This is a genomic window from Streptomyces actuosus, from assembly GCF_016921115.1.
In the GTDB taxonomy this organism is placed as follows: Bacteria; Actinomycetota; Actinomycetes; order Streptomycetales; family Streptomycetaceae; genus Streptomyces; species Streptomyces actuosus_A.
In genome coordinates this window covers 476,829-493,622 of sequence record NZ_JAFFZS010000001.1, presented here as the reverse complement: position 1 = coordinate 493,622, position 16,794 = coordinate 476,829, and the positions used below count along the sequence as shown (strand labels likewise).

The 16,794-nt window shown below is 70.3% G+C and carries 9 protein-coding genes; 5 read left to right on the top strand and 4 right to left on the bottom strand.

Annotated features, from left to right (window positions below):
- Positions 1-184: 184 nt before the first annotated feature.
- The gene (locus JS756_RS02130; RefSeq protein ID WP_205381144.1) at positions 185-2,470 is read left to right on the top strand and encodes a hypothetical protein; all 2,286 of its coding nucleotides are present in this window, start codon (positions 185-187) and stop codon (positions 2,468-2,470) included.
- Between the two features lie 141 nt (positions 2,471-2,611).
- Positions 2,612-8,677, top strand: a complete 6,066-nt coding sequence (locus JS756_RS02125) for a hypothetical protein (RefSeq protein ID WP_205381143.1) — start codon at positions 2,612-2,614, stop codon at positions 8,675-8,677.
- 192 nt (positions 8,678-8,869) lie between these two features.
- Here JS756_RS02125 and JS756_RS02120 read toward each other — a convergent pair whose 3' ends face one another.
- Complete coding sequence (locus tag JS756_RS02120; protein ID WP_205381142.1) at positions 8,870-9,829, bottom strand: SMP-30/gluconolactonase/LRE family protein; 960 nt, start codon at positions 9,827-9,829, stop codon at positions 8,870-8,872.
- Positions 9,830-9,936: 107 nt separating this feature from the next.
- Between JS756_RS02120 and JS756_RS02115 the strand changes: the two genes are divergently transcribed.
- On the top strand, positions 9,937-10,389 hold the full coding sequence (locus JS756_RS02115) for an Lrp/AsnC family transcriptional regulator (protein WP_205381141.1): 453 nt from the start codon (positions 9,937-9,939) through the stop codon (positions 10,387-10,389).
- Between the two features lie 611 nt (positions 10,390-11,000).
- Here the strand turns inward: JS756_RS02115 and JS756_RS02110 are convergent.
- The 3 genes from JS756_RS02110 to JS756_RS02100 form a co-directional block, all read right to left on the bottom strand.
- The gene (locus tag JS756_RS02110) at positions 11,001-12,233 is read right to left on the bottom strand and encodes a metallophosphoesterase (RefSeq protein ID WP_205381140.1); all 1,233 of its coding nucleotides are present in this window, start codon (positions 12,231-12,233) and stop codon (positions 11,001-11,003) included.
- 776 nt (positions 12,234-13,009) lie between these two features.
- Positions 13,010-13,456, bottom strand: coding sequence for a cold-shock protein (locus JS756_RS02105; protein WP_205381139.1), 447 nt, complete (start codon positions 13,454-13,456; stop codon positions 13,010-13,012).
- A 260-nt stretch (positions 13,457-13,716) separates the two neighbouring features.
- Entirely contained in the window at positions 13,717-14,610 is an 894-nt protein-coding gene (locus tag JS756_RS02100) for an SDR family oxidoreductase (RefSeq protein WP_205381138.1), read from the bottom strand.
- 407 nt (positions 14,611-15,017) lie between these two features.
- On the opposite strand from JS756_RS02100, the gene JS756_RS02095 reads away from it, so the two are divergent.
- Both JS756_RS02095 and JS756_RS02090 read left to right on the top strand, forming a co-directional pair.
- A complete protein-coding gene (locus JS756_RS02095) occupies positions 15,018-15,569 on the top strand; it encodes an EF-hand domain-containing protein (protein WP_205381137.1) in 552 nt (183 codons plus the stop codon).
- 389 nt (positions 15,570-15,958) lie between these two features.
- On the top strand, positions 15,959-16,783 hold the full coding sequence (locus JS756_RS02090) for a methyltransferase domain-containing protein (protein ID WP_205381136.1): 825 nt from the start codon (positions 15,959-15,961) through the stop codon (positions 16,781-16,783).
- Positions 16,784-16,794: the final 11 nt, after the last annotated feature.

The following is a 16,794-nucleotide window of genomic DNA, read 5'->3' as shown; positions in this document are numbered from 1 at the left end:
GGCGGCTCCTGCTTGTGCGGCATCTCCACGTGCTGTGACCAGGTGGCGCCGACACGTAGTGCTCGGCGCCCACCGCTGCCAGCCGTCGCAAAGTGACGAAAGTGCCGCAGGAACCCCAGGCGCGGGCATAGTCTGCGGAATTACCGCAGTCGGGCCGGGGTGACCCGTGTGCGGCGGAGGTGTCATGGGTGGGGACCCGTATGTGCAGGCAACGGCCGGTGACAACGATGGAACGGGGGTACCGGATCCGTACGGTGACAGGGCCCTGCTGACGTCCGCCATGGCCAGGGGGTACGAGTCCGTACCCGACGAGGAACGGGACCGGCTGCGGCGTTACCTCGAAGCGGTTGTCGCAGCCCGAACGGCCCCGGTGCATACCGCCGTCGCCTTCAACGCCGTCTACTTCGGGTACGACCTGGGTGGCGAGGGCTACGGTGGCAGCCCGCTGCGTCTCGACGACTTTCCTGTGATCACGTTCGGAGAGTGCGCTCCGGTGCTCCCGGTCGGTGCCATGGTGTGCGTCGCCACCGGGTCGGATCCGCTCTACGCCGAGATCGTCTACCGGGAGGGCGCCCACCCGGAGACAGGTGCGCTCGGTGACGTGCCGGCCTGGCTGTCGGGGGCGCCCGCGGGTGCCGAGGGGCCGGCGAGGCCGGGAAGCGGCGCCGCGCCCCGGCGTAGGGAGCTGCTGGTCCCGGACCTGCACGCCTTCGGCCCGGCCTTGAGCCTGTCGCCGGCCCAGCATCATCGCTTACGCACGCGCCGTCGTTGGATCAATGAGGACGGGCATCTCGTGGTCGACGTGTGCTACCCGTCCGGGGAAGCGGCCCAGCGCGACGAACTGAACGCCTACGCCCGGCATCTCCTGACGACGGCACGCGAGCAGCTGCTCAGTCCCGTCGTCCCCGTGTCCCTCGCCGCGCTGGTGGGCAGCACGGACGAAGACGGCCTGCGGGCGGGTCTGGCCGGTCTTCTCGATACGGTACGAGGCGTCCTCCACTCCAGCACCGCGCTGCGCCTCTGGGGTCACTACGCCATGACCCGGACGTCTCTGGCGGACTGCTGGCGGGACACCGGACCCCTGGGCGGAGGCGACCTGAAATCCCTGGCAGCGGCGGTGGAGCGCGCGGCCACCCCGGCCAGGCGGCGCTACGGGCTCGCCGCACCCCTCACCGTCTACACAGCGGTGGGACCGCGGTTGCGCGCCTTCCCCGGAGCGTCGGCACAGCTGACGGGCGTGGGGTACGCATCCGCGGTGTGCCGGGCGAACGTGGCGCTCGCCGACGTCGTCCAAGGAGACAGCGAGCAGGGCCTTTTCGAGAACGGCTCCCGGATCACCCTCGACGACGCGTTCGAGGGGGGAGGCGTGTGGCGGTCCCGTCATCCCGGTGACGCGGAGCCACCCGGAGACCCCCTGATCCCGGCCGGACTCGGCTGGGTGTCCACCTTGCCCGCGTCGTCGGAGCCGGAAGCGGAACTGGACCCGGTCGATCTCCCCCTGACCGATGACGCCTCCCTCGACACCGGCGAACTTCTGCGCGACGACGTGATGGAGATCGTCTGGCGGACGCCCCTGCGGCTGGCCCATCTCAGGGACGGCTGGTTCCCCTTGCATCCCTTGGTGGTAGAGGATCTTCGCCCGTCCCACCGCGCTCACCCCACGGTGCGCCTCGACATCGACCACGCCGGGGAGGTGCTGGACGAGAAGGAGGCGACACAGGACGTCACCGCCGAACTCGGTGACGAAGCCGGCCGTTTGGTGGGCATCACCTGGCCCCGCGACTTCTTTCCCGGCCTTCTGCTCGAACTGCGACAGCTGCGCGGCGATACGGTGATCCGCCTGGTCACGACCCTACTCACGGAGCGGGTCCAGGTCGGCGACCGTGAGACCGGACACCGTTACGACCCTCGTGTGCTCACCAGGGAGGACACGCCGGGCAGTGACCGTCACGGTGACAGTGCGGGCGGGCTCGGCCCCCGGCAGCTGGTGATGCGCACGGTGCGCCGGTGCGGTCTGCTCACTCTGGACGGTCACGCGTTGATGGACCGTTCGGTCCTGCCGAGTGCCGTCTACGGGTGCCGGCCGGCGCGGTCGCAGGCCGCCGCCCTGGAATCGGCGGTTGCGGAACTGCTCGCCGAACGGCTTCTGCAACCGGCCCTCGGCAGCCGGGACCCGTGGGGGCAGCCGCACTTCCCGGCGCGCGACAGGGAGCTGACCATCCCGCTCATCGGCTACCGCCCGGCACGACGGCGGGTGATCCGCCCCTGGGGCGGCACGGAACCGGGCGGTGAAGGGCTGCTCGCCGTCCAGTTCGTCCCCGGTCATCTGCGCCGGCTGCGGCCGGGATGCTCGCCCAGTGACGCACAGCGGGCGGCTTTCCGAGAGCACTGCAGCGGACTCGGCAAGGCGGATGGCTGGGAACTGCCCCAGGGCTACACGTTCGTCACCGAGCACACGCGCGGCCGCTGATCGTTCGCCGCTCCGACGAGCTCGGTCCGTTCGTCCCCTGTGCCTCTTCTCCTCCGGTCTCCTCCTCCAAGGCTCCTCCGCGTCGAGTGAGCCGATCCCCGCACCGCAACCCGACCAGCATCAGAAACGGAGTACGCGTCCATGCAGGACCGCTACCGCGTCGTCACGGAGCCACCGTTGTCTCCGCCGAGCGCCTCGACCAAGGACCTGGAAGGCCTGGCCGCCGCGCTCAACGCCTTGGAACACCCGGCGACCGCCGCGTTGAACGACCTCACTGCCGACATGGTGGAGCTCGCCTTCAACTCCCTTCCGCCCAGGGACCGGCAGGAGCTGCTCGGCAGCCTGGGCATCCGGATGGCGGCTCCTCGACGCGTCAGCCGCACCCTTTGCAGGGATGTTCTCGCCAGGCTCCGCCGTGAGTCGCGGCAGCACGCCTGCACCCGCGGGGTCAAGGGGCTCACGGTCACCGTGATGAACCAGGTCGGCCGTTTCGTCTTCGCCCGTGGCGGTGAGACGGTGCCCGACCCCGTCGCCCGCTGGGGTGGGACCCTGGTCCGGGCCACTGTGCTCGCGTGGTGCAACGCCTCCGTCGGGGACGCCCACATCATCGCCTGGGCGGCGGACCACGACTGGTTCGCGGCGCCGGCCGACGACAAGGAGAAGGCACAGTTCCATGCCGTCGAAGTCGCGGCGCGGTCCGTCGTAGAGGCATACCCGGACTTCGCCGCCGGAGCGGCGGAAGACGATGAGCCGCTGCTCGCGGGCGAGGGGAAGCACGGGCCCGCCGCCGGCCCGCCGGGCACGAGGGCCCCCGCCCCCGACACCGTGGTACGTGACGTCGACACCTCTCACGACATGACCGCTACGGTGTTCGCCGGTGCCGGCGACGAGGACGGGACGGAACCGGAGGTTGCCTGCCGAGAGCTGGGATCGGCCCTCGCGCAGGCCCGGCAAGCTGCGCAGAGGGTGACCGGCTCGGTGGCGGACGGCCGCCCGCCGCAGGACGCGGACCTCGCCGCGCTGTCGACGCTGGCCGCCGTCTTCGACAGCGTCGACACGGTGTTCATCGCGGCGGGGATCGAGGGCGTGCCCCGCCGTCTGGAGGACATGAGGCGCGCGGCCCGCACGCACCGGACGGAGTACGAACGTGCCGTCCGGGCACGGGAGCCGCTCCGAGAACTCCTGCACGTCACCTGCCGCCCGGACAGCCCGGCCGCCGCTGCCGCCGAGGCTGTGCGAGACGCGGCCCGCCGCCTGCTGGACGCACCCGTGTGGGATCAGTCGCAACGGGAGGAGAGCGCAGCGCTCGCCGCCCTGCTCCGGCTCGTCGGGCTGAGGCGGCAGCCGGACGCCGCGGCTGAGATCCTGGTGCTGCAGGAGCAGGTGGTGCGGGTGTTGCCGGCGTGTGCCATGGCGGCGATCATGGCGCCCGAACTGACGTTGGCCCAGCAGGAGGACACCAGCCGCGAAACCGCGGGGGTCGGGGCGAACAGCACCGCCGGGCCCTCCGGCCCCGAGGCGACCACGGAACAACGCAACGCACAGTCGACCCAGCGGACGGGGGAGACCGTCGGTCGGCCCACGGAAGACTCCACGTCCGAGGCGGTCTCCCTGCTTGCTGCCCCCGCTGGGCAGACGGCCCCCGAGTCGGCCAACGGCCCCGACGCACCGACCGCGACACGGACCGACAGCGAGCCGGCGCCCCGGACGCAGCCGGTCGCCCCTGCCCGGGTGCTCACTCCCACGGCACCGAACGACGGGGATGCGCCGGCCCGGGACACGGCCGTGGGCGACCTCCCCGGCGAGTCCGCGGCCGAGCGGGCCCTGGCGCAGTTGGTCGCGGAGCGGCGGTTCGGACTCGCCCACCATGTCGCGCGCGCCGCCGGTCACCCCGAGCCGCAGGTGGCGGCGCTCCGCCTGGCCGGTGCCGCCACGCTGCTCACCTCCGGTGACAGCCAGGTCGCCCGGCTGACCGTGGACCTGCTCCAGGAGTACGGCGGGTACGCGGGCCCGGACACCGAGGGCAGCGAGCTCCTTCTGGTGCCTGCCCTGCTGCGCACCGCGCTGATCACCGGCGACCACTCGGCGGGCGCTCAGCTCAAGGTACTGGTGCCCCGCCTCCCGGACCGGCTTGGGGAAGCGGCGGCCGCCGTCGCCAACCGCGCTCTCAGCGGCGCCCTGATGACCGCCTCTCCGCTGGTCGCCGACGTCTTCGACACGGAAGCCCGGTTGCGGGAGCTGGGCGAGCAGTGCCGTGCCCTGCTCGCGCCACAGAAGCTGCGGTTCGCACGGGCCACACAGATCGCCAAGCTGTGGCTCGCGACCGACGACGGGATGCTCGGAACGCTGCTCTGGGCTGTGGTCCGCGACGACCGCGACGCGGTGCAGCGGACCCGGGAGCAGGCGGAGCGGCTGTTGAAGCCGGCCGAGATCAACAATGAGATCGACCGCATGGACCGCAGGCACCGCTCGTCCAGCGGCAAGCCCCTCCAGGGGGCCGGACGGCAGGACCTGGTGCATCTCGTGGAGCGAGCCGTCGCTCCGGTGAGGGAGTGGTGCCTGGCGGTCGACGGTGCCCGTCGCGCCGACCGGTCCGACGGGAACCGCGCAGCCAAGGAGATCTCCGCCCTGCGCCAGTCCCTCCTGGACGGCAAGGAGGCGGCCCTGGCCGAACTGCGGCAGCTCGCACGGCGCTCGGATGCCGTCTCGGCGGCGGCGGCCTGGGCGGCCCACGCCTCGATGGAGGAGCTGTTCGCTCTGCTGGCCGGAGACGCCGGGAGCATCCGCTCCGGCGGGGCGCTCGACCCCGAACTGGTGCTGGACGCGGAACTGTTGAAGGTGCGCGATACCCACGACGACTGGCCCTCGCTCGACGAACTGCTGACCGCCGTCGACGGGCGCTGGCAGGACGCCCTCGACAGACGGCTCTCCCACGACGCCTTCACCGCGGCCCGCGACATCGTCGAGTTGGCCGGGCGGGGGCTGCTGCCCGCCGCCCGGGACGGGGAGTTCGACCCACCCACGGTCGCCGAGATCGATGACCGGGAGACCGCCCGGCGCAGGGAGCTGCGGAAGGAGCACAGCGAACTCGTCGCCGAGCTGCATCGCGCTCAGGCCGACGGCGCCGTGACCGACGATCAGGACCTGCGTCTTCAGGAACTGCTGGCCGACGCCCATGACCGCCTCGAAGACGCCGACCTGCACGACCTGCTGGGGGTCCGGCGCGCGCACGACACGGTACGGAGCGGCCTGCCCGCCTTCCGCCGGCAGGCAGCCGACCGGATCCGCGCCCGGCTCGACGTCCTGGACCCCACCGCGGAGGAGCGCGCCCAGGTGCTGCGGCACCTGGACACCGGAGGTCTGGCCACCGCCGCCGACCTGGTCTACTTCCTGGAGATCGGTGAGCCGGTCCCGGAGATCGAGACCGGCGAGTCCCACCTGACCGAGTTCTTCCCGGCCGTGCCCGACGGCCTCCCGGGAGGCATCGACCGTGATCTCGTCCATCTGGCCCGGTCCGGCGGCAAACACCCCACGCTCCCTGTCCTGGACTATGGCGGTCTCTCCACCGACGAGGCGGCGTTGGCGGCCGACGTCCTCGACGAGTGGCGTGCGCTGGCCGCCGCCGAGCGCAAGGACCGGCTCCAGGTGGCGCCGACGCGGCAGGTGCCGCCGCTTCTCAAGCTCCTCGGTTACGACGCCAAGAGCGCCAGGCCGCTCGACGACCGGTCCCAGCACCGGCGGGAATACCGTCTCTTCGAGGCAACCGGGGTAGAGATCAACGGCAGGGCGAAGGCGCCCGCGTTCGGCTCGCAGATCAGGGAGCAGGGCGGCAATCTGCGGGTGATGATGGTCTGGGGCAAGCCGCCCGCCAAGGTCGTCATGAGTTGGGCGGAGCGCGACACCAGCGGAGCGAGCCTCCTCGTCGTCTACTTCGGCACCCTCAGCCGTGAGGCCCGTGTCGAACTCGCCGTCGGATCCGGCCGGTTGCAGCCGCTGCTGGTCGTCGACGACGCCGCCCTCGCCTATCTCGCCGCCCGTGGAAACCGTCAGGTGAGCACTGCCACGCAGACACTGCTGCCCTTCTCCGGCGTCAACCCGTACATCAGGGAGAAACGCGGTCGAATCGGCGGCGAGATGTTCTACGGCCGCGACGCCGAGCGCAAGAGCATCCTCGACCCGCGCGGGACCCAGGTCATCTTCGGCGGCAGGGGTCTGGGCAAGTCGGCCCTGCTCGCCGATGCGGGGGAACAGTTCGCGGAGCAGCGCCCCGGCTACCACCATGCGGTGTACGTCAATCTCGACCAGGAGAACATCGGTAAGGGCAGCTCACTCGGGCCCGAGGCACTGTGGAGCGTGCTGGAGAGGGAACTGATCGAGGCACAGGTACTCGACCGGCTGCAGGGGCGCAAGGCGCGGCAGGAGATCTCCGGTCGGGTGCGCGCCGGCATCCGGACCTGGCTCGACGGGGACTCACGCCGCCGTCTGCTGATCCTGCTCGACGAGTGCGACCAGTTCTTCGAGGCGGACGCTCCCCGCTTCGACCAGACCAAGAAGCTCAAGGGCCTCGGGTCCGACACCAAGGACCGCGCCAAGGTCGTCTTCGCCGGACTCCACTCCGTGCAGCGCTTCTCCAGACTCGCGAGCAATGGACCCTTCGGCCACCTCGCCCAGACCCCGAAGGTGATCGGCCCGCTGGCTCCCCAGTACGCCGCCGAGTTGCTGGTCGAGCCGATGCGTGCGCTCGGCTTCGAGTTCCTGGACCTCGATCTCGTCAACCGGGTACTCGGCTACTGCTCCTACCAGCCGTTCCTCTTGCAGATGTTCGGGCACCGGCTGGTCGAACTCATGCACCGCAAGCGGGCGCGGCGCGGCCCGGAGGGGCCGCCGTACCGGGTGGAGGTATCCGACATCGAGGTGGTGGAGTCGGATGCCGCACTCAGGGACGGCATCTCGGCGGCCTTCAAGGACACGCTGAGCCTCGATCACCGCTACGACGTGATCGCCAACGTGCTGGCGTACCAGGCCCGCCACCGCGGCCTGGAGGTCCGGCTGAGCGACGCCGAACTGCGCGAGGAGTGCGAGACGTTCTGGCGCAAGGGCTTCGAGCAGCTCGACACCGAGGGCTTTCGCGCCTATCTCTCCGAGATGGTGGGCCTCGGCATCCTCGCCCCCAACCACGACGGTCAGGGCTGGCATCTGCGCGGCCCGAACGCCCTGCGCATGATCGGCACCTCACACGAGGTGGACGCCCGCCTGCTCAGGGCCGAACAGGATTGCGAACTCCAGGAGAGCATCGTGCAGGAGGGTCGGCCCGAGCTGCCCGACGGCCAGCCCGCGCCGCTCACCATCACTCAGCTCGACGATCTCCTCGGCGAGCGGTCCAACCAGACGAGGGTCGTCCTCGGTGCGACCGCCACCTGCGTGACCGACGTCGGCGACACCCTGCGTACGGTTGCCGGGCGCATCGCCGACTGGAAGCTGCCGCCGGTCGGAAAGGTCGGCGTCTACCGGCAGGAGCTCACGGGCGGGGTGCCGCGTGAACGGCGTGTCGTCATCAGCGACTTCGCCCGATACCCGGTGCGTCCGGAGGCTTGCCGGGAGGCCGTCGACCTCGCCGAGACACTGCTGCCCGCCACACCGGGGGTCACCCGTGCCGTCGTCCTCGTCACCGACCCGACCCAGCTGAGCCTCTGGCGCTCCCTGCTGACGGGGGCGGAGCCCACCTCGGCGGCCCCTGTGGTGCTGCGCCGCCACGACCGACGCAGCCTGCGTGGCTGGGCCCAGCGGGTCAACGTGTTCCACACGGACGACCGCCTGGACCGACTTCACGCGCTGACCGGCGGTTGGCCGCTCCTGGTCGGCCGTGCCCACCGCCTGCACAATGAACTCGGCGACCCCGATGAGGCGCTGCACCGTCTGGCCGGCCTGCGCGCGGACCGGGGCGAGGCCCGCGCCTTCGCCGAGGCGACCGGCGTGTACACGGACCCGCTGCTCGCCACCGGATACCGGGCTCTGGACGACGGGTTCAAGGACGGCTCGTTCGACGTCGAGGGCGCGGTGACCGCCGTGGCACTCAAGATCGAGGACGAGGACGAGGCACGGTGGATCGTCAGCTGCCTCGATGCTCTTCAGGTGTTCGACCGGACGGACGAGGCACAGCTGTGTCTTGAGCCGCTGCTGCGGCAGTGCATGTCAGCAGGCATGTGACACGCTGGCGCCCTTGCCTCGCTTGAATCCGGCCGGGCAAGGGCGCCACAGCGCCCTGGAACGGCTGCTCACCCGGCCTGGCGGTCCCGGGCACGCTGCGCGGTCTCCCACACCTGAGAGCGGGGCGCTGAGCGGCCCGATCACAGCCTTCTGCAACGCGCTTCAGGAACACGCTTCAGAGCTCGCCGTGGGTCACCGAGGCGACGGGGCCAGCCAGGGCCGGTGTCCCGGTCCGGTCGGGTGGGTGCCGGTGTTGCTCATGACCACCGAGTAGAGGCTGGTCTCCGCGGTGATGAAGAGACGATTGCGCTTGGCGCCGCCCCAGGAGATGTTGGAGACGGCCTCGGGAACGTTCAGCCGGCCGATCAGGGTGCCGTCGGGGTCGTAGCAGTGCACGCCGTCGTCCATCGCGGCGACCCAGAGCCGACCGCCGTCGTCGAAGCGGAGGTTGTCGAAGCGGGCCTTCTCGCGGGCCCCCGCTTCGGCGAAGACCTTGCCGTCGGACAGGGTGCCGTCGTCGCGCACGTCGAAGACCCGGATGCAGCCCGCCCGGGTGTCGGAGACGAACAACTGCCGCTCGTCGGCCGAGAAGACCAGCCCGTTCGGCGCGCCGAAGCAGTCCGCGACCCGTCGCACGTCACCTGTGCGCGGATCGATGCGGTAGACGTTGTGGGAGCCGATCTCGCTCTGCGCGCGGTACCCCTCGTAATCGCTGGTGATGCCGAAGTCCGGGTCGGAGAACCAGATCGAACCGTCGGACTTCACAGCCGCGTCGTTCGGGCTGTTCAGGCGCTTTCCCTCCCACTGGTCGGCCAGGACGGTGACGGTGCCGTCGTGTTCGGTCCGGCTCACCCGGCGGTTGCCCTGCTCACAGGTGATCAGCCGGCCCTCGCGGTCGAGGGTGTTGCCGTTGGTGTGCCCGGCGGAGCGGCGGAAGACGGTGACCGAGCCGGTCTCCTCGTCCCACCGCAGCATCCGGTCGTTGGGGATGTCGCTCCAGACCACCTGGCGCCAGGCGGGCACGTAGATCGGCCCCTCGGCCCAACGACAGCCGGTGAACAGGACCTCCAGCGCGTCATCGCCGTTCATGCATCGCCCGGTACGGAACCGGTCGTCAAACGCCTCGTACAGCCCCGGGCGGTCGCCGCTCATGGAGTCCACTCCTTACACAACTCATCATTCGTCGAATGTGGATCGGCCTGCAGCTCATGTTGCAAGATGAGATATGGTCATAGCCAGTGAGTTCCGAATGGAGAGTTGTGGATCACATCGATCGTGTGTTGCTGGCGGAGCTCCAGCGGGACGCCACCCAGCCCTACGCCGCGCTCGGACAGGCCGTCGGCCTGTCCGCCGGTGCCGCCCACGAGCGGGTGCGGAAGCTGCGGGAGCGCGGGGTCATCCGGCGTACGTCCGTCGACGTGGACCCGGCCGCCGTGGGCAGCGCCGTCCTGGCCTACGTGATGGTCGACTCGACGTCCTGGATGGGTGATTCGGCGCCGGACTTCGCCGCGCTCCCCGAGGTCCTTGAGGCGCACGTCATCGCCGGCAGTGCCTCGGTGCTGGTGAAGGTCAGGACGGCTACCACCGAGCAGCTGCAGGACGTGCTGCGCCGGATCTACGCCATCGACGGGGTCAGCGGAACACAGGCGACCGTGGTCCTGGAGACCTTCTTCGAGCGCCCCCCGTCACCGCTCGCGGCCGACCAGCCGTGATCCCCTCGCATCCCGGCACCCGACCGCGCGAAAGAAGCCGGGAACCCGTCACCTCCGGCTGCGGCGGCGCCCCGGTCGACCGAACGCCTCGCTCTGCGTCTCCGGACCGCCCTTGAGGCAGAGCCGGGTCGGCCGCTCACCGCAGACGAGGTGACCCGACGCCTCATCGGGCGTTGCCAGGCGTCGATCGCCGCACAGCTCGCCGGTCGGCTCGGGGCCCGGACTGCCGCGCTCTGGTGGAACCGGCTGCGTGCAAGCGGCTGCTCCGGCGCCACCCCGGCGCCGTACATCTCGGTCTCGCCCCGGTGGACGGACCGCCCGAGGTGCTCACCGTCCTCACGCTTCACTGCCGACCCGCGTCGCCTCCAGCGGCTCCCACGCCACGAGAAGGCCTGATGCGATGCCGCTGGGGCCGGCAGATTCCTCGTCTGCTGGTGGTGCGGGCGCCGAACGTCGCTGAGCTGCGAGGGCGTGGCCGCGTACGGTGTGTCGGAGCCGTTGCCCGGGAACGGCCCGGATCTTGTCGCCGGTGAGACGGGCCTGGTCATCTGTCGACGCCGCAGCCCTCGGCCTGCGGACTGCTCCAAGCGGATGTGTTGGCCCGCCCGATGCTACGGCGAGCTGGGCAGGTGCGGGCTGCGGAGCACGAGGAGGGTGATCTCGCTGGGGGCGAAGACGCGGAACGGCGGGCCCCAGAAGCCGGTGCCGCGGCTGGTGTAGAGCAGGGTGCGGGTGCCGTGGTGGCTGAGGCCGGCGAGGGCGGGCTGGTCGATCCGGACCAGGTGGTGGAAGGGCCAGATCTGGCCGCCGTGGGTGTGGCCGGAAAGTTGGAGGTCGATGCCGGCGGCTGCCGCCCGGTCGACGAATCTGGGCTGGTGTGCCAGAAGCAGGACGGGTAGGTCGGGGTCGGCGCCGGCCAGGGCCCCGGCGAGGTGGGCGCGGTGACCTGCCAGGCCGGAGGACTCGGCCGTGACGTCGTCCACGCCGGCGACCACGAGGGTGTCGCCTCCGCGTTCGAGCAGCAGATGGCGGTTGCGCAGCGGCTCCCAGCCCAGCTCGTCCATCAGGTCGACCCAGCCCTGGGCCTCGCTGTAGTACTCGTGGTTGCCGGTGACGTAGATCCGGGCATGGGTGGCCCGCACGGTTCCGAGTGGGGCGGCCTGGGCGCGGCGACGTTCGGCCGTGCCGTCCGCGATGTCGCCGGTGTGGCAGACCAGGTCGGCTTCCAGAGTGTTCACCGTCTCGCATACCCGTGCCGACCAGCGGGCGCGATCGAGTGGGCCGTAGTGGGTGTCGGTGATGAGGACCACGCGGGTGCCGTCCAGCCCGGCGCCCAGTCGGGGGAGTTCCACGTCGAGGCTGCGCACGCGTGGTACGCGGCGGGCTTCGGCGTGCCCCCGGGCGAGCAGTACGGCGGAGACGCCGAGGACGGCCCAAGTGACGATTCGGGCCCGGTCCTGGCTCTCGCCGACGCCGGCCACGGTCAGCCCGAGCCGCAGGAAGACGCCGAGTAGGACCGACCAGGTGAACAGAACCCAACTGATGCCCAGCAAGATGTCACCGACGACCGCCGCGCGGTCCTGCTGGCGCCGACCGTGGCCGCGCGCCATGGCGAGCGGCATGCCGACGAGGCCGAGGGCGGGCAGGGCGGTGCCGGCGAGCGTGACGGGCAGTGTCCAGTGCTGGCCGGCGTACAGGAGCATCCAGCAGGGCACGGCCCACAGCAGGACGGGGGCGATCAGGGGGATGTAGCGCATCAGCCGGTGCAGCCGGCTCCGGCTCCGGCTCCGCCGTGGCGCTGGCGCTTCACTGTCGGCTGGTCGGGTGTCGCTGGTGTCGGTCACGCTTCCCCTCACAGACCATGCTGCCGTCCCGCGCACTGTATCCGGTCGCCCTCCGGCCGGCCGGACCGGCGTTCACGGCGGCTCCTTGGAGTGCGCGGTTCTCCGCGGGATGGCAAGACGGTCACGACGCAGCGTGTTCAGGGGCGAACTGGACGGCTCCGTTCCGGAGTCCGTCGGGGGCGTGGCAGCTTTGAGGGGGACGGACCGGGCGGTGCAGAGACGCACCGGACGAGCGGCCGAATCTCCGTCCCGTGGCAGCGTCATTCGCTGCCACGGGACGAAACCCCTCGAAGCAGGGTGGAGGCGAGAGACCTCCGTGGAAGGGCTGGAGCCGCGTCCGTTCGGGCTGGAGCCCGGGGTCGCGTTCCCTGACGGCCCTGCTCACCCCACCCTCGTGAGGATGGTGACGATGATGGGCGGCAACCGACCCCGGACGCCCAACTCGACCGCCAGGTCGCGGACTTGGCGGCCTTGCCGGCGAAGCATTCCATGAGGAGAAGACGGTGACATCCACGATGCATCGTGCGGTCGCCCCGATCGATACCGGACGAACCGTCCATCCGGACTCTGCTGATGGTTCGACCGGCGCCCCGGGCAGGGTGCCGCGCTCGGAGAGAGAGGTCGCTGCGCTTCGGTCATGACCGCACAGAGTCGACAAGCCTGCGTCACATGTCGCTCTCCGCCCGCACCGCCAACTGCCTGCCTGCCTTTCTCTGGCCTCACGTGCGTGCCGGAGCTCCAAGGGGCCGGAGCCGGAGCGCCCTCCTCACAGCCGATCAGCCCTCGGTCCAGCCGTGATTCTTGGCGGACTGGAGCAATCCCGCCCGGATCTGCACGATCTGATCCCCCGTCAGTGACGGAGTCGTCGACAGGAGCACCTCGGTCACCTCGTGCAGGTACTCGTTCGCGGACAGCACGTCGCACAGGGAGTCGTCACTGTCCGCCTGCCTGGCTGACTCCGACGCCAGGGCCGCGGCGGCGCCGGCGGGCGTCTGGTAGGCCGGAGGTTTGGCGTCGGCCCCTTCCGTCAGCCGGACCGCCGAGGCCTTGAGTCCCCGGTCACCCTCCTCCACCTCGAACTGGACCGCGAGGCCCGAGCGGAGGTAGTGCTCGGGGATCAGGAGATCGTTCACGTGCAGGAAGACGTCGTCCCCTCCATGGTCGGGAGCGATGAAACCAAATCCCCGCACACTGTCGAACCGCACCACACGACCGGTAACCATGCCCACCAACCCCTTGCCACCGGGCCCCTTGCCCGGATCAGCGTCATGCTTCAGAAGACTAGGACAGGGGTGGCCGTGATGGCGAGCGCCCCGGCAGGCCGCTCCCCATGGGCCCGCCGCCGGTGGATCGTCCGGAACATGGACAGACGGCCCGAAGGGGGCGTTCGACCGCCGATGGAACCGCTACCGGTGCACTGGCCGCGAGTTCGACAACGGGCCGGCGCGTCGGGCCTCGGCAACGGACGGCGCCGTCCTGCGCTTCAGTTCCTGAGGTTCGTCCATACCGATGTCCCGCCGAAAATCCGGTCCAGAGCCCGGTCGGGCAGCAGCCGGGACAGCACGCGGCTGCCGGTCGCGTCCCGGCCGATCGTGTACCGGGTTCTGGGTCGCTTGGCGACCAGCGCGCGGAAGATCACCCGGGCGACGTCGTCGGGGGTTGTGCGGCTGCTCCGGGCCGAGGTCTCGTTGGCCTCCATGAACCCGAGGAACGGGCGACGGTAGAGCTCCTGAACCGGCTCCGGGGCACCCATCAGAACCTGGTGGCCTGTATCGGACATCTTGGACCAGAGCGGGGTCAGGACGGCGCCCGGCTGGATTACCACGACGGGGATGCGCTGTGGGGCGAGCTCGCGGCGGAGCGCATCGCTGAGCGCCTCCTTGGCGAACTGGGAGGCGGCGTAGGCGCCGAGGTAGGGAAGGGCGACGTTTCCGAGGCCCGAAGACACGTTGACGATCCGCCCTGCGCCGGCTCGCAACAGCGGCAGGAACCCCTGAATCACCTGTACGTGACCGATCACGTTGATGTCGAGCTGCCGGCGCATCTGCTCCGCCGGAACGCATTCCAGCGGGGCCGTGACCGCGATGCCCGCGTTGTTGACCAATCCCCACAGCCCGGCATCGCCGATCAGCTCGGTGACCTCGTGCACGGCTGCCAGGACGGATTTCTCGTCCGTCACGTCGATGATCACTGGGGTGAGGCGGCCGGTGGCTGCCGCTCGCAGTCGTTCTCCGTCCTCGGGCCGGCGGACTCCGGCCAGAGCGTGGAAACCGACTCTGGACATGTGGAGCGCGCAGGCTTCTCCGAGACCGGAGGAGGCACCGGTGATCAGTACAGCCCGACCTGCAGGTGACGTCGGGACCGGCGATGTCGACACAGATGCACTCCAGTTGAGGATAGGAAGGCGGGCAGGACCGTGCCCCGGCGATCTGTCGGCGTGCCGCTCCGTGTGCTCGCCGTCGAGGCGGTGTCGGCGTCGCTTCGCCCGCTCGGGATCGGTGGTGGCCGTCCCACAGTAGAGCGTGTTCTTGGGCGACTCGGCAGGCAGGCATGTGCCGTCCTTGTCCGCAGAGTCCATGATCGGCGGTGTCCGGCAAGCCTGGAGCGCGTTCGTGTTGTCGGCAAGCTGGGTCCTCGGTACGCAGGGCGGCTTGCACCGAATGCACTCTTGCGGGTGGCGCGTTTGGATCGATTGGGTGAGAAGCGGAGGTAAGTGTTCCTGTGCGGAGGTGCCCCAGGGGAATCTTTGTGGTGATCATCCCCCTTCGTCCCTGAGGAGGACGTGTGACTGCTGCTGCGCAGGACGTCATCACCACCAAGCTCGAACGTACCTTCGACACCATGGATGCCAACCGCGACGGCTATTTGGACTGGTCGGACTACCAGAAGCTCGCCGACCGCTACATCCAGGCGTACGGCCTCTCCAAGGACGACCGCCGGGCCAGGGCACTGCAGACCTTCTGCCAGATCTACTGGCTGGAGCTGCTGCGCCACGCGGGTGTGGACGGGGACAGGCTCACGAAGGACCAGTTCGTCACGGCCAACCGCCTCGCGGTCATCGACACCAGCCGGCTCAACATCACCGAGGGCGGCGGCCACGCCATCTTCGACGTCATCGACATCGACGGCGACAACGAGATCAGCAAGGACGAGTTCGCGCGTTTCCTGCGCGATGTCTGGAAGAGCGAAGCACCCGACGCGATGGAGATGTTCACCAAGCTGGACACCGACGGGGACGGTGCGATCTCCCGCCACGAGTTCATCCGCGCGGTCCGTGAACACTTCCTGTCGAACGACCCGGACGCGCCGGGCAGCCTCTTCTTCGGTCACGTCTGAGCGGACCTGGTCGGCCCATCTGATGCCGTGACGGCACTTTCCGCCTCTGCTCCGCCAGGCCGGCGCTGCGCCCTCCTCCAGGGAGGGCGTGTGCCCGGCCTCGCGGGGCGGAAGCCGTGAGCCGTGCCCCGGTGGCACCTGGGCATGCGATCTCGGCTCCCGACCGGGCGGCAGGCGCATCCCGCGGCGTTCAGCCGCGGAGCCCGAGGACTTCTACGGCCCGGCCTGGCGTTGCCCTGGTCCGCCGCTCGTTCGACACGTCCCGCCCGCCTCCCCGTGCTGGTCCCATCGACGTACTCACCGTTGCGTCCACAGGGCCGGCCGTGCAGGCCGGCCCCCCTTTCCGAAGCCACAGCGTGTGGCCCGACGAACCACCAAGGATCACCTTCATGCTGACGCAACCCCGTCATACGTCCGGCGACGTGGGGACCTTCTACAACCGCCATACAGATGTGTACGACCAGGCCCTCGGCGGCAACATCCACGTCGGTTACTGGGACGACGACAAGGACGACAGTTCCGTGCAGGCGGCGACCGACCGGCTGACGGACCTCGTCACCGAACGCCTCGTCCCGGCCGAGGGACAGCACCTGCTCGACGTGGGCTGCGGCCACGGCAGCACCGCGGCGCGCATCGTCGCCCACCACGCCGTACGGATCACCGGCATCAGCGTCAGCGACTACCAAGTGGACCTGGCCAACAGCCGTCCCTTGCCGTCGTCCCTTCCCGGACGGGCCACGTTCCAGCTGGCCGATGCCATGGAAAACCCCTTCGACGACGAGACCTTCGACGGCGCGTACGCCATCGAATCCCTGATGCACATGAAGGACAAGCAGGCGGCCGTCGGGCACATCGCGCGGGTCCTGCGTCCGGGCGGACGACTGGTCATCGCCGAACACAGCCTCGCAGGCGAGCTCGAAGCCCCGGACGCGGCCCGAATGGCCGACGCGTACGCGTACTTCAAGTTCTCGCTGACCACCGACATGTACGGGGAGTTGCTGCGGGAGGCTGGGCTGGAGGTGGTGGACCACACCGACATCACCGACAACGTCCGGCGCTGCTACGACGGCATGATCAGCGGCTGGCGGGACGCCGCTGACAACTCCAGTGACGAGACGTCACGTGAATGGGCGACGGCGGCCGACCTGGGCGAGTGGTTCTTCTGCAAGGTCCCCCAACTGCGCTACGGACTCCTTACCGCCGTTCGTCACTGAGCACCCACTAC